The sequence below is a fragment of the Sphingomonas pollutisoli genome (assembly GCF_029167165.1).
GTDB lineage: Bacteria > Pseudomonadota > Alphaproteobacteria > Sphingomonadales > Sphingomonadaceae > Sphingomonas > Sphingomonas pollutisoli.
The window spans coordinates 14,533-39,489 of the sequence record NZ_JARFNJ010000005.1 but is presented as its reverse complement, the minus strand read 5'-3'; the positions used below and the strand labels follow the sequence as shown (position 1 = coordinate 39,489).

The window sequence follows — 24,957 nt, the reverse complement described above, 5'->3', positions numbered from 1 at the left end:
TCACCGTGCCGATGCGGTTTTGGAAAGGGACGCCCGAACCGGTTTTACCGTCGCGCCGGGTGTCGCGCGCTGAACGCCGTCGACGATCAATCGGTCGCCGGGCTGCAACCCGCTGGCAATCAACCAGCGGTCGCCCACGGCGCGCACCGTCTCGATATGGCGCTGTTCGACCTTGTCGCCTTTGCCGACCACCAGCGCGGTGGCGCGGCCGCGCTCATCGCGCGTAACGCCTTGCTGCGGAACCAGGATCGCGTGATCCTCAACGCCATCGACCAGCTTGGCCTTGACATACATGCCGGGCAGAAGCGTTCCCGTGGGGTTGGGGAAGACCGCGCGCAGAATGACGGCGCCTGAGCTGGGATCGACCGACACCTCGCTGAACCGCAAGGAACCCTTGATCGGATAAGGGCTTCCATCCGGCAGGGTGAGGCTCACCGGCGCCTCGGCATTGCGTGCTTCGCCCTTGGCAAAGGCATTCTTCAGGCGCAGCAACTCCGCGCTCGACTGCGGCACGTCCACGAAGATCGGGTCCAGGGTCTGGATCGTTGCAAGTGGAGCAGCCTGTCCTGTTGTGACCAACGCGCCAGCGGTAATGAGCGAGCGGCCGATGCGGCCGCTGATCGGAGCGGTGATGCGAGTGAATTCAAGATCGATCTTGGCCGAGCGGACTGCAGCCCTCGCGGATTCGACGTCGGCGACTGCCTGACCCCGCGCCGAGGCTGCATCATCCGCGTCCTGGCGGCTCACCGCATCAATCCCCACCAGATCCTTCGTCCGGGACGCGCGGCTGTTCACTGAAACCAGGGTTGCCTCCGCGCGGGCGAGCGAGGCCCGCGCCTTGTCGAAGGCCGCCTGATAGGGAGCCGGGTTGATCTGGTAGAGGAGCTGCCCCTTGGAAACATAGGCGCCTTCCTCGAACAGCCTGCGCAGAACGATGCCGCTGATTTGCGGGCGGACCTCGGAGATCAGCGAGGGACTCGTGCGTCCGGCAAGCTCGGTCACCAGCGTTGCCGGTGCGGATTCGACCGTGACAATCCCGACTTCCGCCGGACCCGGTGTGGGTTGGCTACCGCCATGATTGCAAGCCGCGGTGCCCAAAACCAGGGCAAGTGCGAGCGCGGAGCGCCGCATTGGGGATCGTTTCATCGGCCAACCCTTAGAAAATGAGAGCAATCGTTCACTCTTTATTTTTGTGCCGCTAATCTGCTAGGCGTGATTCGTCAAGAATGAGGTTTGAGAAAAATCACGATGGTTAAGACCCCGGATGCTATCGCCAGGCAGCAGCAGCGCGCCGAAATGCGCCGCGATCAGGTGCTGGACGCTGCGCGCGCCTGTTTTCTGCGAGAGGGATTTCATGCCGCGAGCGTCAATCGCATCGCGGCCGAGGCCGGCATGAGTGTTGGCCACCTCTATCGTTATTTCGAGAGCAAGGAGGAGATCATCGTTGCGCTTTGCGAACGCAACCTGGACGAGTTTCTGAGCCACGCGCCCGTCCTTCCGCCCAATCAGAGGGCCGACGGTGAGGCTATGATCGCAGCGAGCCTCGCGGAATTCGATGCGCTGATCGATCGAAGTCATGCCGGCTTCGCAATGGAAGTTTTGGCCGAGGCCGCGCGCAGCGAGGCCGTTCAGGCAATCGTGACCGAGAACGACCGCAAGTTTCGCGACAGCCTGAGGGACCTGATGGTCCCTCTTCTATCAGCGAAAACGCAGGATGTGGTCGAGGAGAGGGTGGAAATGGCGCTGCTCCTCCTTCACGGCCTCATGATGCGCACGATGAGCGGATTGACGTCCCAGGATGTCGAGCGCCTCAAGATTGCATTCCAATATCTTATGCGAGCAATCCTGCTCTAAAAAATAAATAGTCTAGGACATGGTGCATGACGAATCTGATGACGGGCAAGCGAGGCCTGATCATGGGCTTGGCCAATGACAAGTCACTTGCCTGGGGTATCTCGAAAGCCCTGTATCAACAGGGCGCCGAACTGGCATTTTCATATCACGGGCCGGCTCAGGAACGGCGGGTGCGTCCGTTGGCTGGACAATTGGACTCAGATTTCCTGGTCGAGTGCGATGTCGCCGACATGGCTGACCTTGATGCTCTCTTTGCCCAAATCCAACAACACTGGGATACATTGGATTTCGTTGTCCATGCTATCGGTTTCTCGGACAAGAATGAACTGCGTGGAAAATATGCCGATACAAGTCTGGAAAATTTCGTTCGTACTATGAACATATCGGTATATAGTCTTGTAGCCATCGCCAAGCGAGCGTCTCTGCTCATGAAAGATGGGGGTTCGATCCTGACGTTGAGCTATTATGGAGCCGAAAAAGTTCTTCCTAACTACAATGTGATGGGTGTGGCTAAGGCTGCTTTGGAAACCAGTGTCAAGTATCTCGCATCTGATTTCGGTCCGCAGGATATTCGAGTCAACGCCATTTCAGCAGGGCCAATCAAGACATTGGCTTCCAGCGGGATCGGTGATTTTCGCTATATCCTGAAATGGAATGAACATAATTCGCCTCTTCGCCGCAACGTCACGGTGGAGGATGTGGGAGGAGCTGCACTCTACCTGCTTTCCGATCTGGCAAGTGCGGTGACGGGGGAAATCCACCATGTCGACGCAGGCTACAACATCATCGGCATGAGAGCCGAAGATGCTCCCAATTTTACGAACGCATCAGCCTAAGTGCTCTGCCAGCCGGTAACGATCTGCGTTGAGTTCAGAATATCTACCAGATTGTCCCATCGTCGTCGGTTGTGCCCCGCCGGCTGCCTGGCTTGGAGGGCGCTCATCCTGTGTCTTGCGCCCTATTCGCCTAGATAGATCAGCGATTTTCCGTTGTTCCGTCCATCATAGAGGCGAGCGATCGCCCCTGGGGCGTGGAGAAGGCCGGTCACAATGTCTTCCTCGTAGTGCAACATTCCAGATCGGATCCGGCCAGTGAGATCGGCAAGAGCCCCGGGAAAATCCTCGCTATGGTCGAAGACCAGCAAGCCCGACCAGATTAGGCGACGCGTCAGTATTTCCCGTTCTGCACGTAAGCCGGTGGGGGTAGGGGACCATTGAGATACTGCGGCCGTCCCGCATTGTACGATACGACCGCCCGTCTTCATCCTTCGGAGCGCCTGATCGAGAAGGTCGCCCCCGGTATTGTCGAAAAAGACGTCAATTCCATCGGGAACAAGCCGATCGAGCAATGATGCTGCATCGGCCGACTTGTAGTTGGCGGCCGCTGCATAGCCGAACCGGGACGTGCAACGCGCGAACTTGGCGTCGTCACCGGCAAGGCCAATGACATGGAATGCCCTGGCCTGCGCCAGCTGGCCGACAAGGCTGCCCACCGCGCCCGCGGCAGTCGTGACCAATATGGTGTCCCCTGCCTTCGGACGACCGAGCTTGAAGAGGCCGAGATAGGCAGTCAGTCCATTGATACCGAGAACTCCGGCATAGGCAGAGAGGGGAGCCTGGATCACGTCGATTCGCGTCACCACCGCTTGAGGCCCGACGACCGCATAATCCTGCCAGCCGAACCAGCCATAGAGATGCAGGCCCTCCGGGAATTCCGCATGACGGCTTTCGACGATCACGCCTACAGCGAGTGCGCGCATTACGTCGCCGACAGGGACCGGCTGCGAATAATTGCTTCCCTCGTTTGTCCACCCTCGCTGCGCCGGATCGACCGAAAGATAGATATTGCGCACGCGAAACTGGCCTTCGGCCAGCGACTCCAGTGACGCTTCGTCAAACGTGAAATGACTGGCTTGCGGGATGCCGACGGGACGACTGGACAGGATCACGCGGCGGTTTCTACCGGGAAGGTTCCGAGGGGTGGCAGGCGTGGACATGCAGATATCCTGAAAGCTTCATGTTGCCATGACGTGTGGAAAAACGGAGTCGTCGTCCTTCGAATATCTTCCTAATGTGGCCGTGCCCACTCAGACATTCTCGGCTGCGATTAGTGGCCTAGCGGGAAAGAGGCAGAACGATGCCGTTCTCGTGTTCGAGATGGACGAGTTGGTCAGAAGGCGACATTGTCGCCGCCTTTGGTCTGGAGCATGGTGCGGGCCTCGGCGGGGGTGGCGATATCGAGGCTGAGTTCCTCGAGGATGCGGCGGATCTTGGCGACCTGCTCGGCATTGGAGGTGGCGAGCCTGCCCTTGCCGGCATAGAGGCTGTCCTCGAGCCCGACCCGCACATTGCCGCCCAGGATCGCGCTCATCGTGACGAACGGCAGCTGGTGGCGGCCAGCGCCCAGCACCGAGAGATAATAGTCCTGCCCGAACAACCGGTCCGCGGTCGCGCGCATGTGCAGCAGGTTCTCCGGCTCGGGTCCGATCCCGCCCAGGATGCCGAAGATGCACTGCACGAAGAAGGGCGGCTTCACCAGGCCCAGGTCGGCAAAGTGCGCCAGATTGTAGAGATGCCCCACGTCATAGCACTCGAACTCGAAGCGCGTGCCGTTCGCCCCCATTGCCCGCATGCCATAGTCGATCTGGGTGAAGGTGTTCGACAGGATCAGGTCCTTCGTCCCTTCCAGATAGGGCTTCTCCCAGTCGTGCTTGAACTCGGTGATCTTGCCCGCCGCGCCCGAGATGTTGAAGTTGAACGAGCCCATGTTCATCGACGCCACCTCGGGCTGCGTCGCCAGCGCCGGCGCCAGCCGCTGCTCCAGCGTCATCCCCAGACCCCCGCCCGTCGTCACGTTGAGGATCGCGTCGGTCTGCTGCTTGATCCGCGGCAGGAACTCCAGGAACCGCTCCGGCGTCTGGTCAGGCTTGCCCGTCTCCGGATCGCGCGCGTGCAGATGGATCATCGCCGCCCCGGCCTCCGCCGCCGCTACCGCCTCACGCGCAATCTCCTCCGGCGTGATCGGCAAATACGGCGACATCGTCGGCGTATGAATGCTCCCCGTCACCGCACACGTGATAATCACCTTCTCAGCACGCTTCATGGTTTTCCTTTCAGGCGATCAAAGCCTTGTCATCGTTGACGGGCGCGTCCTCAACGATCGCCGGGACTTCTGGATTGTGGATGAAATGGGCGGGCTGGTTGGGACCCCATAGATAGGTGCTGTCTTCCAGCGCATAATTGGTCGGGGTCCAGCGATCGTGGTCCTCGATATAATCCATATCCGAATAATATTCGAACCAACTCCCCCATGGATCTTCGATATAGTGGAAGAAGTTCGACCCGATGGTGTGGCGCCCGAAGCCCCAGTCGGCGCGTCCGGCCGCCGTCACCAGCTTTCGTCCGGCCCAGCCGACCTGGTCCGGGTCGAGAACGGCGAAGCTTGCGTGGTGGAACCCGATCGCATGTGACTTGGCCAGGGCGATGACATGATGCTCGCTGTTCTTGCGGGCGCAGCAGAAGGCGACCAGATCTTGCGAACGATCCGCCAGCCCCATGCCAAGTGCGTCTGTCAAGAAGGCGATGCTGACTGGAATATCGGGCGAAAACAGTGCGACATGCCCCAGCTTCACCGGTCTGATGACTTGGGGATAGCTCGACCGCGCGCCGACACCCGCCTTGTTCTTGCGGATGGTCCGACCCGGCGCGTTGATCTCGAACGCATTGTTCAGTGGCGGCAGTTCTGGAACGTCCTGATCTACGAGATGGAAGACGACGCCGTTTGGGTCGCGGACCCAGAGGCCCTCCGGCTCGCCCTCGCTCGGGGCGTCGATCACCGCGCCGCCGGCGACCGGAACGCGTGCAGAGATCTCTTCCAACTGGTCGGCGTAAAGACGGACGAACTTGAGCCGCTTGGCCGGAGCGCCGCCATAAAGGATAATGGCATCACGCTCTTGCCCGGTACAGCGGAAGCGGGCGATGTGGTTATCGCCGAACGCATCGAGACCGGCGATGGTGTAGAACTCCCGACCCGGCGCTACATCAGGCACGTCGAGCGCGACGGCCGCGATTGCTTTAACAGCCATTTCCTCTCTCCTTCAGATGTTACCTTGGGTATTATCCCTTCACACGGTTTTCGATTGCGCCGATCCCGTCGATCTCGCATCGCACCACGTCGCCGGCTTTCAGGAACACCGGCGGATCGAGCGCCACGCCAACACCGCTCGGAGTTCCGGTGGCGAGCAGATCGCCGGATTCGAGCGTGAAGGCGGTCGACAGATATTCGATCTGGGTGTTGATGTTGTGGATGAGGTCGGAGGTGTTGCTGTCCTGGCGCAGTTCCCCATTCACCCAGGTGCGCAGGCCCAGGACGTGGGGATCCGGGATCTCATCGGCGGTGACGATCCAGGGTCCGAACGGGCCATGCGTGTCGAAGGACTTACCGACCGTGAAGGTGGGGGAATGGCGCTGCCAGTCACGCGCGGACACATCGTCCACCACGACATAGCCAAAGACGTGGCTGAGCGCGTCTGCGGCGGAAACCGCCTTCGCCGGGCGCCCGATGATCACGCCCAGCTCGACTTCGTAGTCGAGTTGTTCGGTCACGCCGGGATCGATCTCGTCGAACGGGCCGGAGACGCAACTCGTCTGTTTGTTGAACCAGAACTGCTTCTCAGGTACGACGACGCCGAGCTTTCGGGCTTCCTCAGCATGCTTCGTGTAATTCATGCCGATCGCGAGGAACTTCAGCGGCCGGTACGGCGCAAGCAGCTTCACCTCAGTGAGCTTGTAGTGCGGGGCGATACCCACGATCGCACTTCGGATAGCCGTCAGCGCTTCGTCACCGCCGGCGATGATCGCCAGCACATCCGTCTCCGGCGCGCCTGTCTTCGCCAGGTCGATCACACCATCGTCTACCACTACGCCGGTAGAGACCGCGCCATCCTTGTCAAATCGAACCAGTTTCATCCGTAACTCCCATCTGCATTGCGTCGGCGCGTTGCCCGCGGTGCGCATTCAGGTCCGCCCAGGGGCGCCGTTTGCTTCAGGCACCCTGGGCGGCAAGCGCGTTCAGACCAGCGGCGTCACATGATCCGAAATGCCGAGCAGTTCCTTACCCCAGGTCTCGTAGGCGATCTGGGGCGTGATTGCCGCGTGGCGCGCGCCGACGGCGGAATCGCGCCAGATACGCTGCAGCGGATTGTTCAGCGCGAAGCTGGAGGCGCCGTGAGCGAACAGCAGTGCGTCGATTGCCTGGGTGATGCTCTCCGCCACGGTGGCGACATGCGCGCGCATCTTTGCGCGTGCCTTCGTCGTGGGATAGACCCCCGCGAGCGCGGCGGCGTCAATCTCTTCAGCACATTTGTAGGCATGGAGATGCGCAGTCTCGATCAGTGTAGCGGCCTTGGCGATCTGCAACTGGAAGCCGACGGATTGCGTAGCCGAAGTGAAGACCGTGTCGTAGATGGCCTTGGTCGGCGCCTTGGACGTGACGAAATCGAGCGCCGCGCGTCCCAAGCCGAGTTGCGGGCCGATCAGCACCAGCGAGAACACCGGAACCACGGCGGAGCTATACTCGGGCTCGCCCGCCAGTTTCATTTCCGGCAGTCCGCCCTTGATCGCCTCGCTGACCGAAGCCACCATGTCGTCCGGTACGAACACATCCTCGGCGATCCGGCTGATGCTGCCCGAGGCGGCCATGCCCGCTACGAACCAGGTATCTTCGAGCTTCAGTTCCGAGGCGGGAATGATCGCCCAGCCGCGATCATAGGTCTTGCCCTCGTCATCGACCAGCGGAATGCCGAGGAGAGCCCAGTCGGAATGCCAACCGGCAGAATTGTAAAACCATTTGCCGGTGACGCGGTAGCCTCCTTCGACCTTGCGGGAGGTCGCACTGGCGGAATGCACGCCGGAGATCAGCGCGTCGGGATTGGCGCCGAAGATCTTCTCTTTCGCGCTCTCCGAAAACAGGCCGGCGAAGAAATTACAGACGTTGACGAGTGTCACCACCCAGGCGGTGCCTCCGTCCGCTTCCGCGACGATGCTGCTGAGATCAAGGAAAGCCTTCATGTTGCCCTGGTAGCCGCCGAAGCGACGAGGGGTGCCGAGGCGGAAGGCGCCGGCCTCTTTCAAGGCCGCGATGACAGGTTCCGGCACGCGCCGGTCTTGCTCGCCTTTCGCGGCATTTTCACGAATTAGCGGTTGCAGCGCGCGCACCCGGTCCAGCAGGGCTTCCACGCTGTCATCCGTTTCGGAAATCTTCTCCAGGGTATTCACCTTGGGCATCTCTCTTCCTCCAGAACAATGATGAAACGACAATCAAACTTCTTGTTATCGACGCACTTCAGGCTGGCATGAAATGCGAATGGGTGCCGAATTTGCGCGCGCCGTAGATAAGCGGCGGAGTGTCCGTCAGGCGGCACTCCAGGACCTTGCAGAAGATCATGGCGTGATCGCCCGCTGGAAGATCGCTCTCGACGACACATTCGGCGTAGCTGGCCACGCCATCCAGCTTGGGCAGGCCGCTTTCCCAGGTCCAGCCGATGCCAAGGAAGCGGTCCTCGGCGCGGCTCGCGAATTGCAGGGCGGCGTTTTCCTGATCGTGTGACAGGAGATTGATCATCAGACGTCTGCTCCGGCGAATGTCCCGCAGCAGGCGGCTGCCCTCGATAAGTCCGATCGAGACGAGGGGAGGATCGAGCGATAGCGACGCGAAAGAGGAAACCGTTGCTCCCGAGGGTATCCCATCCACCGCAGTCGTCACCACCGTGACCGGCGCGGGGACGCTCGCCATCAAATTCTTGAACAGAGTGCTATCCACAATACCTCTCTCACAAGGTCGCGCAAAATACGGGTTCAACGCCGAGCACGGTGTTCACTTGGGGAATTGGCCGATCTTCTCGACCGGACCGGCAGATAGGCGGTTGATGGAATTCGGGGCGTTGCCCTCTATCAGACAGCTGTTCGGGCCATGCCCGACGACCGCTGCGTCACACACTTTCATAAGCACCTCTCTCGATTCGGGCCGATTTTTCGGTTCCCTTGCGCTTATGATCTATATTCAGATGTCATCATGACACAAGTGTTTATTTTGTAATTTGGCACGAAGTCCAGACGCGACACCTCATGCGTGAGCGAACGCACCGGGAGGAAACGGGAAAGGGCGGTTGGGTTTTTAGCGCGCCGAGGCGGCTTGCTCGGAGGGGGGCGGCATTTGCCACCAGGCGATCTGTGTTGGCCCCTCGCGCTCGATCAGCCGGTAAGCTTCCTCGACAGCGCGGGCTGCGCGCGGACGGTTCACCCCAAAGCTGCGCAAGACATGGAATGTCATGGCCTGAACATACGCCACGTCAGCTCCGTTGGCGACGATCCGAGAAATGGCTTCGGCCTGGGCGCCAAGCAAAAGATCGGTCGCCACATCAACGGAATCGATATCATAGTCGCCGGTTTCCTGTCCAAGTGCGACGTCAGCCCGGATGAGCCGGACCATCAGGCTGTCGTCCTTGAGCAGGCCGATATGGGTGAGAAAGGCGCCCCAATGAGGCTCGATCAGGGCTCTCAGCACATAGAGTTGGAAGCCGGTGGCGGTTCGCATAACAGGATGCTTGAGCGGGCCGTGGATGGCCTGCGCGGCTTCGGCCATCTCGTCCGCCATCCTGGCTCCGAGTTTATCGACCGCTTCGTCCAGCGAGGTGAAATATTTGTAAAAGGTTCCGCGGGAGACCCCGGCTTGGCGGATCACGTCGTCAATGACTGCAGGGCCGCTGCCGTGTCCTGCTGGATAGACCTCCATCACCGCTCGGAGGAGATCTGTTTCCATGCGCTGGCGCCTTTGGCGGGCAACACGCGTGCGATGATCTTCCCTGACGCTATCCTGGCCAGGATCGGAGGTTTGCTCCTCCGGGAGAACCGATATTTTCACAGCAGCTTCGCTCGACTGGGCATTGCGTTCAACACGTTGTCCAGGATGACATCCTTGGCGCTGGAAGCCAAGTGGCTGGTACGGCATGGAACCGGCTTCGAAATATCCCAGCATTCGCAGCAGCCACGGGCATTCTGCCCGTTCGGCGCTGCCTTGCCTCCGTTTCAGACAGAGAAACCCGCGGGGGCAGGAGGGAGCGCTCAGATATGAGGATCTGGGCTCCCGGCTGTTGAACCCGCCTGGCCGCCACCTGACCAGGTCAGGAAAAGCGCATCCAAGCGGGTTGGCCGTTCCGCCTTCTCTACAATTTATAGCCGAGCGTGATCCCGTAGGTGCGGGGCGCCTGATAGAAGTTCATATGCGTCCCGTTCGGGATGGTGGTCTCGAAATTGATCACGCGCCTGTCGGTCAGGTTCTTTCCGAATGCCCCGATCGAAAGACCATTCGACAGGGTATATCGGATGTTTGCCCCCAGCAGTGCGTAGCTGTGCTGTTTGATGACATTGTCCGACTCGGGGTAGAAGCCGCTATTGTAATAGACATTCGCGCCAAGATTGAGCGTGCCGGACCCCAGCTCCGCGGTATAGTCGGCACCGATATTGCCGGTAAATTTAGCCGCGAGCGGAAGCTGGTTGCCTTTGCATGAGGCAATGACGCTCGGAACACCGCCGCCGGCCGTCGACGTCGGGCAGTTCGGGAAGGCCGTGAACTTCGGGCTGATCCAACCAAGGCCGCCCGTCAGGCGGAGTGCTTGGGTGACCTGGACCGTGAGATCTGCGTCGACACCATAGTCGCGCGCCTTGGCGCCGTTGATGATGGTGATGGCGCCCTGGTTCAGCTGCTGGATCTGCACATCCTGATAATCATAGTAGAAGCCCGCGATGTTGAGACGCACCTTTCGGTCGAACAGGTCGGACTTGATGCCAACCTCATAGGCATCCAGCGTTTCCGGACGGAAAGGATCGCTTCCGGGGGTAGAGGTGTTGAAGCCGCCGCTCTTGAAGCCGCGGTTATAGGACGCATAAGCGAGAAGCTCGTTCGAGAAACGATGATCGAGACTGACACGGTAGGTGAACTTGTTGAACGTCTTCCGGCGGTCGGGCGCCGCTGCCGTGGGCAATGATACGCCCAGCGGAATGACGAACACGTCGGTCGTGCCGTCATAGGCCGTGCGCCGCTCGGTCGTATACCGGCCGCCGAGCGTGAGGTTCGTGTCGTTGAAAATCTCGTAAGTGGCCTGGGCGTAACCCGCGATCGAGCGCGTGCGCTGGTGGTTCGTGATCGAGACACGAGCGCCTTGATCATTCGCGGTGAGGATGAACGGATCGATCTCGGCGAGCGCGTTGAAATAATAACCACCCACGAGCCAGGTGAACCGGCCGCTGCTCTTCGAGGAAAGCTGAATTTCCTGGCTGAATTGGTGGTCTCGCTGGATTTCATCGATCGCATCGATCGGATCCGGAGAGCCGTCGTAATCGAAGATGAAATGGGCTCTGGACGCGCGATAGGCGGTAAGGCTCATGAAATTGAGATCGCCGATCTTCTGATCCCAGCGCAGGCTGCCGCCGGCGCCCCATGTGTCGGTCACGGGCTGGATGTCGGTATCTGAGGGCATAGCGTGGAAGGTACGCCAGACAACGCGAGAACAGTGCAAGAACGGCGCTGTGATGGCGATCAACGGCGCAGGTCGATGATGCCCAGCTCTCGCCACATCCACGTAAAATCATAGGTGGCCATCGGATCACCAGCACCGGATTTTGCCGCGCCATTCTCTATATATTTGAGCCAGTCGGCCACTTTTGGTCGGCCTGCCTTCGTGCGGGCCAGAGCGCGTGGCGTCTTGTGCCCGAGGGCCGGCACCGCTTCATCAAGCGTTTTGGTATATTCGCGTGTCAGCATCTGATGAACGATGCGTTCGATTTCGTCCGGCGGGATATCGAGCGGCACTTCCTGCGGAGCGCGGGCGGCGTCATCGGCCATGAACTGGGCCAGAGTCCGGATTTCGGTCATAGGTGTGCTCACGCAATCACCAAGCCACTCGCTCATCTGCGCAATCGCCTGTTCAGCGCGGGCGGCGCTGTTGACCTCAACGATCAGTTTGCGTCCAGCCAACTCGACATTGGCAAAAACGGGTGTGCCGTCCTCCATGGTTGTCACAAAAGCCTGCCCGCCTTTGGTCGTTTCTGGTGTCCTCTTCTTCGTCACCGGTGCCAGCCAGTTCCAGAACGTGTCGCTCGCAGGTTCCAGCCATTGAGCCGCGTTCAGCCTGCGAACCACGCTTTTGCCGATCACGCCCTTTGCCAGCGGAAAAACGATACGGTGGAACACAAGGTCATCACCGTCCGCGTTGACCATATCCGGCGAGCTGCCGGGAATGGCCTTACCCAGACAGTCGAGCAGCCACATGTTCGTGAACATCGGCCCCGATGCCCGCAAGAGCGCGTCCTTGTCTAGGGGATCCAATCCGACAGTGCCCTGTGCATCGTCCACAAGTCGGGAAAGCGCGTCGATTACGCGCACGGCGCCATCTGCGCTGAACGGCAGGAGTGCCCCGGAAATGCCGTGCCGACCGTTCACGTCAACAATTCTTGCGGCGATTTTGTCCCAGTTGACGAGGGTCTGGGTCGCACCGTGTTCCCGCACCGTCACCGGGGCGACGTCGCGCAGCAGATCGCGCAAGGTCATCGATTGGCCGGGAACCACTTCGCTGACTTCATAGAGCGACATGACCGTATCGCGTAGTGCGCGCATATAGGCTTTGTTCGGCGCCTTTTCGTTCCAGCCCCGGCGCTTGAGATAGTCATCGACCAGATTGCCACCGTCAGGTTCCAGTTCCTGCGTCAGCAGATCTTCAAAGAAACAGCCCCATAGCGGCCCTTGCCAGTGATCACCGATGATTTCGAATATGGCGTCTGGCTCGAGTCCGGTTGCTTCGCACGCTGGGCCAAGATGCGCGGACAGCATTTCAGCCATCGCTTCATCCCATGGCGCCCGTTCCGCATATTTCATCAGGCCCGAAAGATCGTGAACCGATTTTGATCTGGACATTCAGGCGGGCCTTTCCACGCCAAGGCGGCGCATTTCTCGATATATGGTTGATCGGCCGATGCCGAGTTGCCGTGCCGCTTCTGTCGGCGAGATACTCGCTTCGACCAGTTTGATGGCAGCATGGACCTTGCTCATGTCGAGCGGCTGACGGCCAGGTAACTTGCCCCTGGCACGGGCGGCGGCGATGCCATCCTTGGTGCGTTCGGAAATCAGCCGCCGCTCGAAGTGGGCAATGGCCCCGAACACATGGAAGATGAGTTCGCCGGCGGCCGACGATGTGTCGATCTTTTCCTCAAGACTCAGGAGCGCGATACCTTGGCCGCGCAGCGCCTCGACCGTGGCGAGCAGTTCGGCCAGCGAACGCCCGAGCCGATCAAGGCGGACCACTGCCAGCGTGTCGCCCCTTCGGGCATAGGCGATCAGCTCGGCCAGACCCGGACGCTCCATGCTCTTGCCCGACATGACGTCGGTGAACACCTTGATGGCGCCGACCTTCTCCAGTCGCATGGTCTGGCCGGCCACGTCCTGGTCACCGGTGCTGACGCGGGCATAGCCTAATATCCCTCCCATCCTGTGCGTCTCCCAAACGGTCGAGAGTGAACGTCTTTCCGATCGTGACAGGTAGTTTGCCACCCTCTACCTGATCCACCAGTTTCTGAAGCGGCATCGCCATGAAGTCCGCGACGTCGCCAGAATAGGTGGTGAGCGAAACACCTGTGGGAATGACGTCCATCGGAGCGAAGTCGCGCAGCGACCATGCATCGCCAACCATGCCCGCCATGCACACTGCACCTGGTTCACGGATGCACGCCAGGGAGTCCGCCAAGGTTGTAGTACCCACGAGTTCGAGCACCTTGTCTGCGCCGCCGGGCCAGAGTTTGTGCACCGACGGAGCCACGAGCCCCTCATCGAGGATGAAGAGGTCGGCTCCGGCGGCGCGGACGATCTCCTGGCCTGTCTGACGGCGCGACGTGGCGGCGACCTCTGCACCCAGCGTCTTGGCAATAGCTGCTGCGGCTAGGCCGACTGAGGTTGTGCCCCCGCGAATCAGCAACCGCTCGCCCGGCACCACTCGCAGACCTCGGGACAATGAGCCCCATGCGGTCTGCAACATCTCCGGTAAAGCGCCAAGCCGCTCCCACGACAGCGCAGTCGTGACGGCTCTTACATTTGCGGCGGGTACGCAGGTATATTCTGCATAGCCCCCGTCGAACTTGCGCCCCATCCCCCCCATTACCGAAACCACAGTCTCTCCAACCTGGAACTCGCCACCGGGCGCGGCCGCCACAACCCCCGACGCTTCTATGCCAAGTATCCTGGGCAGCGTGACTCCAGGCGATTGCCCCCGCCGGGTAAATAGCTCCGAGCGGTTCAATCCGAAGGCCTTCACCCGTATCAGTATCTCGCCCGCGATCGGCTGCGGTATCTCTCGCTGCTCGATTATGAGTGCCTCAGGCCCGCCCGGCTCATGCAGAACAGCCGCCTTCATCATCTCACTGACATCCACTATCGATCCTTCGGTTTGCGCTCGTCGACAGGCATACACTCCTATCCGTGACATGTTGAAAGTCTTAACGGCGCGGGGCGAACATCTGGGCCGTCGCCCCGCGCGGGTATCAGAAGCGGAAGACGCTCTTTAGCCAGAACTTGTCACCTTGCGGCTTGTTATGCGCCATGAACTCATGCTGCCACTGAAAGGAGATCGGGATTTTGCCTGCCTGATAGCGCACGACCGGACCAAGGGCGAAAGCCTCGCCTTTGAAACCATCTGCGCCAACCCGCAGCCCGCCCTGTTTGTCGTCCGTCGTCTGTTTGTAATAGTAGCCGTTCACCCCCAATGTCAGCTTCTTGAGGTTTACACCCGCTGCGAAATCAGTGTGGAATTCCTGTCCGGACTGATAGTCCGTCGCCTTGTTCTTCGTACTGAAGTCATACATCAGCTTCACGGAGAGATCGAATTTTCCGGCCGGATCGAGATATGTCATCGCGAGCACCGGTTCGAAATTCCATGTGTTTCTCCCGATGTTGGCGAGGTTTTCACGATTATACTTTCCCGTTGGCACCCACGTATCGACGGCCGCAGTGATATGGGTATTACCGGCCTCCCAGCCCAGCACCACCGGCGTGACGATCATGTCGCCCAGACCAAAGCGGCTGTCGCGTGCGCCGCCCGCGTGCACGGTGAGGCTGACCAGCGGAACGAAGGCCTGCATCGCCCAGGTCGCACCGAGGATTTTCTTGTCGGTCACGTGTACGAAGCGGGAAACCTGGGCATAGGCGTCGATCGAGAAGTCGGGGACCATGCTGTTGCCATCGGCATCGTTGAGCCGGTCCGCGGTGTAATAGTTCGTATAGTTAAGCAGATAGGTACCGGGCGGCGGCAGGGGTGCCACCATCAGACTTTCCGCACCATTTGGATAGGCGCCGCCGCCGCCTTCGGTCGCATGGGCATCTGCAGCGGAAAGCGCGCACCCGACTGAAAACATCAAGATGGAATAGGCCCGCATGATTTTCCTCCTCTGATAGACGTGCGGCCTCACCCCTCGAACGGCATCGCACGTGGTTTTTTTGGATTTTGATGGCTTGCCCTTGGGCGCGGCCAACCGCGCCCAAGGGGATCAGAATGGGTACGGCTGGCCGGCCGGTTCGATCGTGACCCATTTGAGCTCGGTAAACTCGTCAACGACAGCGCGGCCATCGAACCGGCCATAACCGCTGTTCTTCATGCCTCCGTAAGGCGCCTGCGGCTCGTTCTGGACGGTTGCGCCGTTGATGTGGACGCTGCCCGAATCGATACGACGAGCGACATCCAGCGCGCGGGTAACATCTTGCCCGAACACCGCTGCGGACAGACCATATGCCGTGTCGTTCGCAACCCTCACCGCCTCCTCGACGCCTTTCACGCGTACGATCGTGGTGACCGGACCGAACGTCTCCTCGTCATAGATTTCCATCTGGGACGTCACATGATCGACGATCGTGGCGGGCATGGTCGCTCCGTCGGCATAGCCGCCTGCGATAATCTTCGCGCCCTTCGCAAGAGCGTCCTCGACGAGACTATTGATCCTTTGGCCCGAAGCCCGCCCAATCATCGGTCCAACGACACATCCCGGACCGGCCGCAGGATCACCGGCCGGAAGGGCGGCTGCGCGTTCGGCGAAGCGCGTAGTAAATTGATCGGCGACACTCTCATCGACTACGAAGCGTTCCGTCGACATGCAGATTTGCCCTTGGTACAGGAAGCTGCCGAAGATCGCCGCATTCACGGCGCCCTCGATATCCGCGTCGTCCAGGACGACGAAGGGAGCCTTGCCGCCCAATTCAAGAAGGCACCGCTTCAGATGGGTCGCAGACTTCTGCGCGATGATGCGTCCCACCCGCGTAGAGCCTGTGAAGTTTATGCGGCGGATGGCAGGATGCGCGATCAGGGTGTCGATTACGTCGGCCGCATCTTCAGGAGCGTTGGTCACGAAATTCAGGACACCGCTGGGGAAGCCGGCCTCGTAGAAGGCCTGAGCCAGCAGCGCGTGGGTCCTGGGACTAGCCTCCGATGCACGGAATACCACGCAGTTGCCGCACATGAGCGGATAGGCGATCGCTCGGGCCGCCAGGATGACGGGGCCGTTCCATGGAACGATGCTCAGCACCACGCCCACCGGCTGTCGCAACGTCATGGACAATGTGCCCGGCTTGTCGGTCGGGATTGTCTCGCCCTGGATCTGGGTGACGAGGCTCGCGGCCTCGCGGATCAGGTTGGCGGACGCCATCACATTGAAACTGGCCCAAAGTTCGGACGCGCCGATCTCCTGCGCCATGACCGGTACGAAATCAGGGACCATAGCCTCGAGGATATCCGCCGCTTTGAGCAGGAGCCTTCGGCGTTCTGTGGGCCCGGTGTGTGACCAGGCCCCGAATGCGGCCTGCGAGGAATCAGCTGCACGGCTGGCATCAGCAACGCTTGCCGCAGCAGCTGTCGTGACAATCTCGTCAGTTAATGCATTGCGCCGCTCGAACGTGCGCCCGCCTTCCGCGTTCGCCGCGACATTGCCGATCACCAATTGGGTTTCCATATTTACCTCCGTTGCGAATTTCGCCGGCTCAGGCCTTAGGCGAGATGATTTCGGCCATGCGTTCGCCGATGAGCACGCATGTCGCCATGGTTGCGACGCCAGGAATGCGCGGCATGATGGAGGCGTCGGCAACGCGCAGGCCCGTCAAACCGTTTACGCGCAACTTAGGATCGACGACGGCATTGCCGTCCTTGCCCATCCGGCATGTCCCGACCTCATGAAAATAGGTGGTCGCACCGTCCTTGATGAAATTGGCCATATCGTTTCGCTCGAGCTTGCGCCCCGGGACCACTTCTCGCTTCGCGAAAGGCTTGAGCGCGGCAGAATTACCCAGATCACGAGCAAGTTCGATGCCGGCGGCAAGCGCCTCGACATCATCGGGATGCGACAGGAAATTCGCGTCGAGGAGCGGACGGTCGGCAGCGTTGGACGAGCGCAGGCGCATCTTGCCCCGGCTTTTAGGCGCGACGAGGCCGGCGCATAGCGCCCAGGATGTGGGCGGCGGGGCGTAATTCTTCGCTATGACCTCACTCGCGTAGGGGAGTTCGATCTGAACGATGTTGATGTCTGGCCGGTCGAGATCGGACCGGGACTTCCAGAAGCCGGCCACTTCCGCGCCGCTATTGCGTAGCTCGAAGGCATTCGGAGCTTCCCACAGGCAGCCGCCATGCAGAATGTGATCCTGGAAGTGAGCGCCGACATCTGGCGAATGCACGACCGATTTGATGCCGACGGCAGCCAGTTCCCTCTCATCGCCTATGCCGCTCAGCATCAGCAGTTTCGCCGAGTTGATCCCTCCGGCGCACAGGATTGTTTCCTCACGCGCCAGAACCTTGCGCGGTCCCGATGGCGTCGCAATCTCGACGCCGATAGCGCGACCGTTCTGGACAATCACCCGGTCGACATGGGTGGCTGTAAGCAGGGTGACATTGGGTTTGCTCAGCACCGGGTACAGATAGGCCTTGGCCATGTTGTTGCGCTGGCCGTTCTTGATGATCTGATTCATCATGGCAAAGCCGCCGGCACTTTCTTCGCGAGCGCCATTCTGATCGGGGAAGATGGTAAAGCCCCTGGCCCGCGCTGCTTCGAGAACCGCAGGGGCCATTGCCAGCGGAGACGCAGCCGGCTGGCACCATACCGGCCCCCCCTTGCCACGGTATCTTGCATCTTCGCCACCCTGCCAGTTCTCAATCTTCCTGTAGAGCGAGAGGCCATGTTCGTAGCCCCAGTCCTCATCCCCAGTAACTTCGGCCCAGTGATCAAGATCCTGCTTGAAAGGCCGGGCCCAGATCGTCGCGTTGATGCTGGTGCCGCCACCGACCACCTTGCCCATATGCTCGGCGATGGCCCGATTGTTTACATGCGGGGTAGGAATGGCGACGTCACCCCAGTCGCGCTCCGTTCCCAGGTTGGTGAACCAGACGCGCGGATCGGCTACCGACGGGGCCGTATCCCATCCCCCGGCCTCTATTATCAGTATCTTTGCCGTCGAGGAGGAAGCCAAACGGCCCGCAAGAGCGCATCCTGCAGCGCCAGTGCCGACGATGATATAGTCGTAAGCAGCAGCAATCTGACGGCCCCTCGCATCCTGGTTAGCCCGAATGGCCTCTAGCTCGTCGGCAAGGGCAGGAATGGCGATGCCGGCAAGTCCGGCCGCGGCGGCCATTCGTATAAAGGCGCGGCGACCGATCCTTCCCGAGAGATAGGTCTGTTCGGCGGCTTCCAGTGCACAGGGCAGCATTTGCGCCCGCAGCGGACCGATCCTGGTCAATCATGGTGTTACTCCTCCCCTAGAGCCCGCGCCACGTTGAGCGACGGGCACGATTTCTCGTTCGCACAGACGCACGTTGCCGTTCGTTAACCAATTTGGAATTTCAGACATGGACGCATTTGCGTCCCCACCCCTCCGATCAAGGTCAGACTGGTGCCTGATCCTATAAAAAAATTATGCCGAGTCTTTCACAATGTCAAATGGATTTGATAATGATGAAGCTAGAGGGTCAGCGTTTTATAATGTCGAATTGATTTCCTATTGCGGAACAGTGTGGCTTGGGCGTATGATTGGCCGGAGAGATGTCAACTCGAGAGGATCGTCATGAACGAGGTCGAAGCACCGCTACGCGGTGAAAGCATCCAGACGCCCTGGACCCAGGAGGGGTCAAGCCGCATCCCGGCGGCCGTCTATACGGATCGCGATATCTATGAGCGCGAGCTGTCACGCATATTTTACGGTCGTCACTGGAGCTACGTGGGACTTGAGGTAGAGGTTCCCGAACCCGGCTGCTTCAAGCGCACGTCGATCGGCGAGCGATCCGTTATCATGATCCGGAATCGAAAGGGCGAGGTGAACGTCTTGGAAAATCGCTGCGCGCACCGCGCGATGCGATTCTGCCAGGAACGGACCGGCAAGGTTAAGACGCTTGTCTGCCCCTATCATCAGTGGAACTACAATTATGACGGGAAGCTTCTGGGAGTTCCCTTCAAGAATGGCGTGAAGGGCCAGGGCGGCATGCCCGAGGACTTTGCCCTGGAGGATCATGGCCTTAACAAGCTGGCGGTTTCCGTGAGGAACGGCGTGGTGTTCGCCAGTTTCGATCATGATGTGGAATCGTTCGAGGACTATCTTGGCCCGGACATCCTGCGCTATTTCGATCGCACCTTCGACGGCCGCAAGCTGGTGCTCCATGGTTATTCGCGGCAGCGCATTCCGGGCAACTGGAAGCTGATGATGGAGAATATCAAGGACCCGTACCATCCGGGCCTTCTCCATACCTGGTTCGTAACCTTTGGCCTCTGGCGTGCGGACAACAAGTCCGAACTATGGATGGACGACAAGGGGCGGCACGCCGCGATGGTGTCTCGCCGCAGCGAGACCGTCGACAAGGATGTCACCCAAGGGGTGACCAGCTTCCGCGAGAATATGAAGCTCAACGACATGCGCCTGCTTGATATCGTTCATGAGCCGTGGTGGGGCAGCCCTACTGTGTGCATGACCACGCTCTTTCCAAGCGTGATCCTTCAGCAGCAGGTGAATTCGCTTTCGACCCGGCAGATCATTCCGGTTGGCCCTGACAAGTTCGACTTCGTCTGGACCCACTTCGGTTTCGAGGACGACGACGAGGCCATGGTGGAGCGCCGCATGCGTCAGGCCAACCTCTTTGGCCCTGCCGGCTTCGTCTCGGCTGACGACGGCGAAGTCATCGAATTCAGCCAGGAGGGTTTCGAGCAGGACGGCGACTTCAGCACCATGTGCGAACTGGGTGGGCGCGATGTTGAAAACACCGACCATATGGTCACGGAAACGCTGATCCGGGGCATGTATCGTTACTGGCGGGAGGTGATGGAACTGTGATCACAGATACGAACCTTCGCCTCGAAGTCATCGACCTATTCGCGCGGTACGTCGCCTGTCTCGACAGCGGCAACTACGACGCCTGGCCTGACTTCTTCACCCAGGACTGCCATTATCGCGTCGTGCCGCGCGAGAACTATGATGCAGGACTGCCTCTTAGCACTCTTAGTCTGCATGGTGTACCAATGCTGCGCGATCGCCTCTATGGTGTCGAAAGCACATTGTTCCACGCGCCCTACTATCAGCGGCACATCATAGGCCCCACCCTCATCAAGGAGCAGGGGGACGACGGACTTTTGACTGAAACCAATTATCTGGTCGTGCGGACCAAACGCGATATGCCCAGCGAGATCTTCAATACCGGGCGCTATGTCGATCGCATCGTCATCACCCCGCAAGGCCTGCGCTTCGCGGAAAAGGCGTGTGTCTTCGACAGCGAGCTCATCCCCAATTCGCTCATCTATCCCATCTAAACCACCTGGCGCCGGTACGAGCCGGCGCCATTGGCACAGCCCGAAAGAGATAAACGGATGCCCCAGCTGACAGTGATCAATCGCGCCGGAGAGGAAGCGACAGTCGATGGTGAAGTCGGTTTGTCGGTAATGGAGATTATCAGGGACGCGGGTTTTGACGAGCTGCTTGCCATGTGTGGCGGCTGCTTGTCTTGCGCCACCTGCCATGTCTACGTCGATGGCGATAGCGCCGCCGCCTTGCCTGACGTCGGAGAGGATGAGGACGACCTGCTGGCATCCTCCGACCACCGGCAGGAAAATTCCCGTCTCTCCTGTCAAATCCCTTTCACGGAAGATCTTTCCGGCTTGAGGGTCAGAATCGCGCCCGAGGAGTAATCGCACGCCGCGCTCCAAAGCGACCTGCACACGATTTGCATTTGGCGATTTTCCCCCGCAAAGCTCTCCCAGGTCCATTCCGGGAGTTGATATGACGATCGTTGAAGAAGAGAGCGCACCCAAGCGTCGAGCCGGCATCCAGTCCGTGGAGATCGGCCTCAACGTGCTCGACGCCCTGGCCGGGCTGGGCAAGCCCTCTGCGCTCTCTGCCATCGTGCACAGATGCGGCCTTTCTCCTTCGCAAACGCATCGTTATCTGGTCAGCCTGATCGTGGCGGGTATGGCGCGGCAGGACGCGGCCGGAAACTACGATCTTGGTCCGGCGGCCCTTCGTCTTGGGCTTGGAGCATTGGCCCGAACGGACGTGTTCCAGGCTGCCGACACAGCTATCGCTGCATTTGTTGAGGAATCCGGCCGTACCGTGCAGATGGCCGCGCTTGGTCCTCACGGCCCTACCGTCGTTCGGTGGCATGTGGGTTCGCCGCCAGTCGTCACGTCGCTCAGTGTAGGCTCGATGTTGCCGCTGCTGCGGTCGGCAACGGGCCACGTCTTCCTTGCCTTTCTCTCCGAGCGTGAGACCCGCGACCTCGTCACCAAGGAACTCGCGGCAGACAAAGGCCTCAAGCCCGTTGACGTTGAAGCATTGCGCAAGCGCGTGCGCGCCGCAGGCGAATCAAGCGTAGACGGTACGGTTATCCCAGGCCTGCGGGCCACCGCCTTCCCAATTTTTGACCTGCAATCCCGGCCGATACTGTCGGCCACCATGCTCTCGAGCGAAAGTTTCGAAGCGAGCCGTGACAGGCTGGCGGCGGATAGGTTGCGCGATGTCTGCCTGGCAATCAGCGCCCAGATCGGCGGCAAGCCACCGGCAGACTGACTTTACGCTTCTACATTATGCAAACCATTTGACATTGAGAAATGACAGGGGCAGGGTGACTGCGGCCGACAGGAGATCGGCGGCATGTGGAGAGGCCCTGCGAGAATCGTAGCCGCCATCCGGCCAGCTCCTTTCGGTTGGGCCTTCAGGGCCGATAATTCGCCAGGTGCGGTCATCGCGCCTCGGCAGTCAACCGGAGGCAAGATGACAAAGCCGCTGCCAAACGACCAGCACGCCCAGCTGGAAGCCCTCTATGCCGAGATGGCCCCACAGAGCCTCACCCCATTGTGGGAAGTGCTGAGCGCCCTTGTTCTCACACAACCGGACAGTCCGGCCCGCGTCCACAAATGGAGCTACGACCAAGCGCGCAGCTATCTCATGCGCGCGGGCGATCTCATCTCGGCCGAACAGGCCGAGCGGAGGGTTCTGATCCTGGAGAATCCCGGTCTGACAGGGCTTTCCGCGGTCACCCCCAGTCTTTATGCGGGGCTGCAGCTCATCCTTCCCGGCGAGGTCGCACCTTGCCATCGGCACAGCCAGTGCGCCCTGCGGTTCGTGATCGAGGGCGAAGGCGCCTACACCGCAGTCGATGGCGAAAAGGCGGTCATGCGCCCGTTTGATCTCGTTCTGACGCCGGGCGGGCAATGGCATGATCATGGCAACTTCACCGACAAACCGATGATATGGCTCGATGGGCTCGATATTCCGACGGTCCGTCACTTCGATGCAAGCTTCGCAGAGAAGCTGCCGGAGGCGATGCACCCGGAAACCGTGAAGCCCGGAGATACCCTCGCTCGATACGGCCACAATATGCGGCCGATGCGCGGCGGCGTTGCGGATCGTCGTCCCTCCCACCAACCCCTCTTTCACTATCCCTATTCCGATTGGCGCCCCGCGCTCACTGCCATGGCGGCCAGCGCGGAAATCGATCCGCATCTGGGCCATGCGCTCGAGTTCCTGAACCCTGCCGATGGCGGCCCGATCATGCCCACCATTTCGGCACATGTAAGGCTGATACCACAAGGCTACGCTACCCTTCCCCGCCGCTCGACCGATGGCACGACTTTTGTCGTTGTCGAGGGCGAAGGGGAGGCCCGTGTCGATGGAGAAAGCCTCGCGCTCAAGCCACGCGACATTTTCGTCGTTCCCTCTTGGAAGGCACTGGAAATCTCCGCGCAAAACGAACTCATTTTGTTCGGTTTCTCGGACAAGGCTTCCCAGCAGAAACTCAACCTCTACAAGGAGCAACTCTCGTGACACTGTTTGAAGTGCTTCCCGCAACGCTTGCAAAAACCACCGGCGGCGACGACTTTCCGGTACGCCGGGTCTTCTGCGTCGGGCGAAACTACGCCGCGCACGCCCGCGAAATGGGCCGCGACCCGGATCGGGAACCTCCGTTCTTCTTCACCAAATGGGCCGAGACTGTCGTACCGAGCGGCTCCACCATTGCCTATCCGAGTGCGACGTCCGACTTTCATTATGAAGCGGAGCTGGTGGTTGCGATGGGGCAGGCCGGCAGGGACATCCCGGTCGAAAAGGCGCTCGACCATGTCTACGGCTATGCAACCGGCCTCGATATGACCCGCCGCGATCTCCAGCTGGCCGCCCGCGCGCAGGGCCGCCCCTGGGATACCGGCAAGAACGTAGAGCAATCCTCGCCACTGGGCCTCATCCACCCCGTGTCCGAGGTGGGTCATCTCGACAAGGGGGCAATCCGCCTCACCGTGAACGGTGAAGTGAAGCAGGATGCGGATCTGACCGAACTGATCTGGCCCGTCGCCGACGTCATCGCGTTCCTCAGCACGCTCTATCGTATCGAGCCGGGCGATCTCATCTACACTGGCACGCCCGCTGGCGTTGGAGCTGTGGTCGAGGGCGACGTGGTGACCGTCACGATCGAGGGTCTCGAACCCACCGAAGTCACCATCGGCCCAAAAGCCGCCAACTGAAAAAGAGCTTGCATGGAACTGGTAGTAGAACCCCTCAATTTGCATCTGAACGCGGAGACCGGCAGCACCCTGCTTGACGTGCTCAGGTCCAACGAGGTCCCCATTTCTTATAGCTGCATGTCGGGCCGCTGCGGCACTTGCCGTTGCCGTGTGATTGCCGGCCATCTTCGCGATAACGGCCCCGAGACAGGGCGCCCGCAGGCAGGAAAGGGAACCTACGTTCTGGCCTGTCAGGCGGTACTGATCGAAAACTGCACGATTGAGATCCCTGAATCTGACGAGATCGTGGTTCACCCGGCGCGCATCGTCAAGGGGACGGTCACAGCGATAGACGAGGCCACCCATGACATCCGGCGCCTGCGCATCAAACTGGCCAAGCCGCTTGAGTTCAGCCCCGGCCAGTACGCAACGGTGCAGTTTACGCCCGAATGCGTCCGCCCCTATTCGATGGCCGGGCTGCCTGGCGATGCAGAAATGGAGTTTCAGATTCGCGAGGTTCCGGGCGGGCACGTCAGCAACTACGTTTTCAATGAACTGTCCGTAGGCGCTTCGGTGCGGATCAGCGGCCCCCTCGGAACGGCCTATCTGCGGCGCACGCACACGGGCCCCATGCTTTGTGTGGGGGGTGGAACCGGTCTGGCGCCCGTCCTTTCGATCATTCGAGGCGCACTGGAGGGAGGGATGAGCAACCCCATCCATCTGTACTTCGGTGTGCGGAGCGAGCAGGACATCTATGACGAGGAACGCCTTCACGCATTGGCTGCAAGGTTTCCGAATCTCAAGGTGAATGTCGTTGTTGCAACAGGCCCTGCCGGCCCTGGTCATCGATCCGGCCTGGTCACCGATCTGATCGACCGTGACCTGCCCAATTTGGCGGGATGGCGCGCCTACCTGTGTGGCGCTCCGGCCATGGTAGAGGCCCTGAACCTGCTCGTTGCTCGCCTGGGCATAGCACCCGGGCATATCCATGCCGATGCGTTCTATCCCAGCGGTGTCTGAGCGAAGGCGCCATGCGAGCCCAATTTAATCCAAGGAAACC

General features: G+C 60.3%; 24 protein-coding genes. 9 read left to right on the top strand and 15 right to left on the bottom strand.

What is annotated here, in order from left to right:
• Positions 1 to 1,146: an efflux RND transporter periplasmic adaptor subunit gene (locus tag PX554_RS12080; protein WP_067733084.1), complete on the bottom strand. Its 1,146-nt coding sequence runs from the start codon at positions 1,144 to 1,146 to the stop codon at positions 1 to 3.
• A gap of 102 nt (positions 1,147 to 1,248) precedes the next feature.
• Between PX554_RS12080 and PX554_RS12075 the strand changes: the two genes are divergently transcribed.
• Positions 1,249 to 1,854, top strand: a complete 606-nt coding sequence (locus tag PX554_RS12075; protein ID WP_067733085.1) for a TetR/AcrR family transcriptional regulator — start codon at positions 1,249 to 1,251, stop codon at positions 1,852 to 1,854.
• Between the two features lie 26 nt (positions 1,855 to 1,880).
• The gene (fabI, locus tag PX554_RS12070) at positions 1,881 to 2,690 is read left to right on the top strand and encodes an enoyl-ACP reductase FabI (protein ID WP_067733086.1); all 810 of its coding nucleotides are present in this window, start codon (positions 1,881 to 1,883) and stop codon (positions 2,688 to 2,690) included.
• A 122-nt stretch (positions 2,691 to 2,812) separates the two neighbouring features.
• Here the strand turns inward: fabI and PX554_RS12065 are convergent, their stop codons facing one another.
• From PX554_RS12065 to PX554_RS12000, 14 genes are all read right to left on the bottom strand, one after another.
• On the bottom strand, positions 2,813 to 3,850 hold the full coding sequence (locus PX554_RS12065) for an NADP-dependent oxidoreductase (RefSeq protein ID WP_067733087.1): 1,038 nt from the start codon (positions 3,848 to 3,850) through the stop codon (positions 2,813 to 2,815).
• Positions 3,851 to 4,023: 173 nt separating this feature from the next.
• Positions 4,024 to 4,956: a 3,5-dioxohexanoate:acetyl-CoA acetone transferase gene (gene kce, locus PX554_RS12060; RefSeq protein WP_275502033.1), complete on the bottom strand. Its 933-nt coding sequence runs from the start codon at positions 4,954 to 4,956 to the stop codon at positions 4,024 to 4,026.
• Positions 4,957 to 4,966: 10 nt separating this feature from the next.
• Positions 4,967 to 5,938, bottom strand: coding sequence for a VOC family protein (locus tag PX554_RS12055; protein WP_067736841.1), 972 nt, complete (start codon positions 5,936 to 5,938; stop codon positions 4,967 to 4,969).
• 31 nt (positions 5,939 to 5,969) lie between these two features.
• On the bottom strand, positions 5,970 to 6,821 hold the full coding sequence (locus PX554_RS12050) for a fumarylacetoacetate hydrolase family protein (protein ID WP_067736843.1): 852 nt from the start codon (positions 6,819 to 6,821) through the stop codon (positions 5,970 to 5,972).
• Positions 6,822 to 6,923: 102 nt separating this feature from the next.
• Positions 6,924 to 8,138 (bottom strand): acyl-CoA dehydrogenase family protein, encoded by a 1,215-nt coding sequence (locus tag PX554_RS12045; RefSeq protein ID WP_067736846.1) that lies wholly within the window; start codon positions 8,136 to 8,138, stop codon positions 6,924 to 6,926.
• 58 nt (positions 8,139 to 8,196) lie between these two features.
• Positions 8,197 to 8,673: a flavin reductase family protein gene (locus tag PX554_RS12040; RefSeq protein ID WP_275490342.1), complete on the bottom strand. Its 477-nt coding sequence runs from the start codon at positions 8,671 to 8,673 to the stop codon at positions 8,197 to 8,199.
• A 354-nt stretch (positions 8,674 to 9,027) separates the two neighbouring features.
• Positions 9,028 to 9,672, bottom strand: coding sequence for a TetR/AcrR family transcriptional regulator (locus PX554_RS12035; protein ID WP_275490341.1), 645 nt, complete (start codon positions 9,670 to 9,672; stop codon positions 9,028 to 9,030).
• Positions 9,673 to 10,075: 403 nt separating this feature from the next.
• On the bottom strand, positions 10,076 to 11,452 hold the full coding sequence (locus tag PX554_RS12030; RefSeq protein WP_275502031.1) for a TonB-dependent receptor: 1,377 nt from the start codon (positions 11,450 to 11,452) through the stop codon (positions 10,076 to 10,078).
• A complete protein-coding gene (locus tag PX554_RS12025; protein WP_019054770.1) occupies positions 11,449 to 12,822 on the bottom strand; it encodes a DUF7986 domain-containing protein in 1,374 nt (457 codons plus the stop codon). Before PX554_RS12025 ends, PX554_RS12030 begins: the two co-directional genes overlap by 4 nt.
• Positions 12,823 to 13,392, bottom strand: a complete 570-nt coding sequence (locus PX554_RS12020; RefSeq protein WP_067736860.1) for a recombinase family protein — start codon at positions 13,390 to 13,392, stop codon at positions 12,823 to 12,825. It lies immediately after the preceding gene.
• Positions 13,352 to 14,329, bottom strand: coding sequence for a zinc-binding dehydrogenase (locus PX554_RS12015; RefSeq protein WP_217998691.1), 978 nt, complete (start codon positions 14,327 to 14,329; stop codon positions 13,352 to 13,354). Before PX554_RS12015 ends, PX554_RS12020 begins: the two co-directional genes overlap by 41 nt.
• 109 nt (positions 14,330 to 14,438) lie before the next feature.
• Complete coding sequence (locus PX554_RS12010) at positions 14,439 to 15,329, bottom strand: SphA family protein (protein ID WP_067736862.1); 891 nt, start codon at positions 15,327 to 15,329, stop codon at positions 14,439 to 14,441.
• Positions 15,330 to 15,440: 111 nt separating this feature from the next.
• Positions 15,441 to 16,892, bottom strand: a complete 1,452-nt coding sequence (locus tag PX554_RS12005) for an aldehyde dehydrogenase (RefSeq protein WP_019054682.1) — start codon at positions 16,890 to 16,892, stop codon at positions 15,441 to 15,443.
• A gap of 28 nt (positions 16,893 to 16,920) precedes the next feature.
• Complete coding sequence (locus tag PX554_RS12000; RefSeq protein WP_202968918.1) at positions 16,921 to 18,663, bottom strand: GMC family oxidoreductase; 1,743 nt, start codon at positions 18,661 to 18,663, stop codon at positions 16,921 to 16,923.
• 324 nt (positions 18,664 to 18,987) lie between these two features.
• Here PX554_RS12000 and PX554_RS11995 point away from each other — a divergent pair, with 324 nt between their 5' ends.
• The 7 genes from PX554_RS11995 (at position 18,988) to nagAa (ending at position 24,917) form a co-directional block, all read left to right on the top strand.
• Positions 18,988 to 20,244 carry an aromatic ring-hydroxylating dioxygenase subunit alpha gene (locus tag PX554_RS11995; protein ID WP_067736865.1) on the top strand — a complete coding sequence of 419 codons (1,257 nt, stop codon included), beginning with the start codon at positions 18,988 to 18,990 and terminating at the stop codon, positions 20,242 to 20,244.
• On the top strand, positions 20,241 to 20,717 hold the full coding sequence (locus tag PX554_RS11990) for an aromatic-ring-hydroxylating dioxygenase subunit beta (protein ID WP_067736867.1): 477 nt from the start codon (positions 20,241 to 20,243) through the stop codon (positions 20,715 to 20,717). Before PX554_RS11995 ends, PX554_RS11990 begins: the two co-directional genes overlap by 4 nt.
• Positions 20,718 to 20,774: 57 nt before the next feature.
• On the top strand, positions 20,775 to 21,092 hold the full coding sequence (locus tag PX554_RS11985) for a 2Fe-2S iron-sulfur cluster-binding protein (RefSeq protein ID WP_067736870.1): 318 nt from the start codon (positions 20,775 to 20,777) through the stop codon (positions 21,090 to 21,092).
• A gap of 91 nt (positions 21,093 to 21,183) precedes the next feature.
• A complete protein-coding gene (locus PX554_RS11980; protein ID WP_067736872.1) occupies positions 21,184 to 21,969 on the top strand; it encodes an IclR family transcriptional regulator in 786 nt (261 codons plus the stop codon).
• A gap of 204 nt (positions 21,970 to 22,173) precedes the next feature.
• Positions 22,174 to 23,226, top strand: coding sequence for a gentisate 1,2-dioxygenase (gtdA, locus tag PX554_RS11975; RefSeq protein ID WP_067736874.1), 1,053 nt, complete (start codon positions 22,174 to 22,176; stop codon positions 23,224 to 23,226).
• The gene (locus PX554_RS11970) at positions 23,223 to 23,918 is read left to right on the top strand and encodes a fumarylacetoacetate hydrolase family protein (protein ID WP_157081213.1); all 696 of its coding nucleotides are present in this window, start codon (positions 23,223 to 23,225) and stop codon (positions 23,916 to 23,918) included. Before gtdA ends, PX554_RS11970 begins: the two co-directional genes overlap by 4 nt.
• Before the next feature lie 12 nt (positions 23,919 to 23,930).
• Positions 23,931 to 24,917 carry a naphthalene 1,2-dioxygenase/salicylate 5-hydroxylase systems ferredoxin--NAD(P)(+) reductase NagAa gene (gene nagAa, locus PX554_RS11965; protein WP_034303856.1) on the top strand — a complete coding sequence of 329 codons (987 nt, stop codon included), beginning with the start codon at positions 23,931 to 23,933 and terminating at the stop codon, positions 24,915 to 24,917.
• The last annotated feature ends 40 nt before the right edge of the window (positions 24,918 to 24,957 follow it).